Below are 1,887 nucleotides of genomic sequence, written 5' to 3' on the forward strand. Positions count from 1 at the left end.
GGGATCAAAGACAATCACCACCTCGCCGCGTCGGATATCCTGCGTTATCAGCAATTCGGCCAGCCGGGTTTTGCCCACCCGGGTCGTGCCCATCACCAGTGTGTGGCCGACCCGTTCGCCCAGGTCCATAAACACGTCCGCCTCCTGGGGCTCAATCCCGTGGAGTGCCGGATTACCGCCCACCGGCGGCAGCGGGCGTACCGGATTGAAAGGGGAGTCCTGACGTAGCAACGCAGAGAAGGCCGGTCAGCGGTATTCGGTTGTTCGCTCCAGTGCCCGGGCAAGCTGATAAACCTGAGACGGCTGCACGAATCGTTCCACTTCCGGTCGCCGTGTATCCTGTAAACGCTGAGTATGTTTCTGCTGCCAGCGAAAGCCCCGGCCCAGAAACAACTGCCGGTGACTGACGGGAATATGCTTTGTGCTCATCCGGTAACGCGGCAGGCGGCGCAGGTTCCGGCGATAGCGGAGAACCTGCATGCCCTGCCAGGTGCGCAGTATCACCAGGACAGCAAATCCGCCGCCCATGACATAGCTGACGGCGGGTGCCAGGGCGATGGCCCAGGGTGCCCGAATACAGACAAACGCCGCAACGGCGGCGACCAGCGCCGTATTCAGTTCTACGGCCGGACGTAACAGGGCTTCAACCACATAACGGCGGCTCATGGCGATAACTGCTGGGAAAGCTGAGTGTCGGTAATTAACACCGGATAATGTTGCAGCTGCAACCGGCGAGCCAGTTCGGCGCCGGCAGCCGGTGACAGCAGTAACTCCGGAACTAATGCGCGCAATGCCTGTAACCCCGCCATGTCTCTGACATTCACCACCAACCCCACGGCCTGTTGTTTCGTCAATGTGGGCGCATTCTGACTTAACCACTGACGTGAGACAGGATCATCCCCAATCAGAAACAGCGCCCCGATCCCCGGCAATTGCAATGACCTGCTAGCGACTTTCCCCGGTGACAATTCCGGTGTGCTTACAGGCAGCATGGCGGCTTCGCCTTCCACTTCGAGAGAGAAAGGCGGTGCCGATGGTAAAGACGCATCATGTTGTTCGGCATTAATGCTGTCATAAAAAGGCGAGGCATCTTTGCCGCCTAAATCGGCAATCACATTCAGTTCGGCATGGCAGGTAGTCATCCATAGCAAACCCACAACGGGGAATAAGCTCAGCGGTTTCATCATGAGGTGATCTGCCATCCCTGCTCTCCCTGACGCAACAAGACCGGCATCCGCCCTTTGCCAAAGCGGAACCAATAGCCCGCATCATGATTCAGGGTGATTTGCCGGTTGCGTACCCGTTCAACGGGGATCTGATGTTTTTTGGCCCACTGCTGCAACCGTTCATCCTTGCCCTGACTGTCAACCAGATAGATATCTACGGGTTGTCCGGCGGCCAGTACCTCGGCCAGACGGGTGCCACACGCCGGACATTCTTTTTCTTTCACAAACAAAGCCAGTCGCCCGCTTTCCTCCCGTGATTTTGCCATATCAACGGGCAGAACATCAGGAAACAGTCGTTGCCAGGCCGCATTCACCTCACGCTGGAAGCGCAGTTCTTTTTCGGTACGGGCAAATTCGGCTTTCACCCACTGTTCGGCATAACGGCGGCGTTCCGCCTCACTTTCCGCTTCAATTCCTAATGCGGTCAGCGGATCGAGTCCCGGTGACTGAATTCCCCGTGGTCCTGCCATAATATGCTGATATCGCTGGTATTCCTCTGCTTTCAGTCCCCATTGTCCGGCCGGTGTTTTCAGCGTTTGACGTTGACTTTCCACAACCTGCGTCTGCTGCGCGGTTAAGGGTGCCGGAGTGTCTGCCCATGCCGGGCTGCTGAGTGCTATCCATGCCACCAGACCGATTCGATGCCATCTCATGGCTGCTT

At 57.5% G+C, this 1,887-nt stretch carries 2 protein-coding genes and 1 pseudogene; all 3 read right to left on the bottom strand.

The window, feature by feature from the left end:
- Positions 1-666, bottom strand: a pseudogene (locus tag Xinn_RS20595) (type IV conjugative transfer system coupling protein TraD); the annotation flags it as partial.
- Positions 663-1,202 (bottom strand): integrating conjugative element protein, encoded by a 540-nt coding sequence (locus Xinn_RS20600; RefSeq protein WP_086954422.1) that lies wholly within the window; start codon positions 1,200-1,202, stop codon positions 663-665. The pseudogene Xinn_RS20595 and the gene Xinn_RS20600, both read right to left, overlap by 4 nt.
- Positions 1,184-1,879, bottom strand: a complete 696-nt coding sequence (locus Xinn_RS20605) for a TIGR03759 family integrating conjugative element protein (protein WP_086954423.1) — start codon at positions 1,877-1,879, stop codon at positions 1,184-1,186. The genes Xinn_RS20600 and Xinn_RS20605 overlap by 19 nt, the downstream gene beginning before the upstream one ends.
- Between the last annotated feature and the right edge of the window lie 8 nt (positions 1,880-1,887).

The organism is Xenorhabdus innexi (genome assembly GCF_002632485.1).
Taxonomy (GTDB): Bacteria; Pseudomonadota; Gammaproteobacteria; order Enterobacterales; family Enterobacteriaceae; genus Xenorhabdus; species Xenorhabdus innexi.

What these genes read in the sequence shown, in the direction of transcription:
- Xinn_RS20605 (WP_086954423.1), bottom strand. Translation starts at nt 1,879, where the DNA reads ATGAGATGGCATCGAATCGGTCTGGTGGCATGGATAGCACTCAGCAGC.
- Xinn_RS20600 (WP_086954422.1), bottom strand. Translation starts at nt 1,202, where the DNA reads ATGGCAGATCACCTCATGATGAAACCGCTGAGCTTATTCCCCGTTGTG.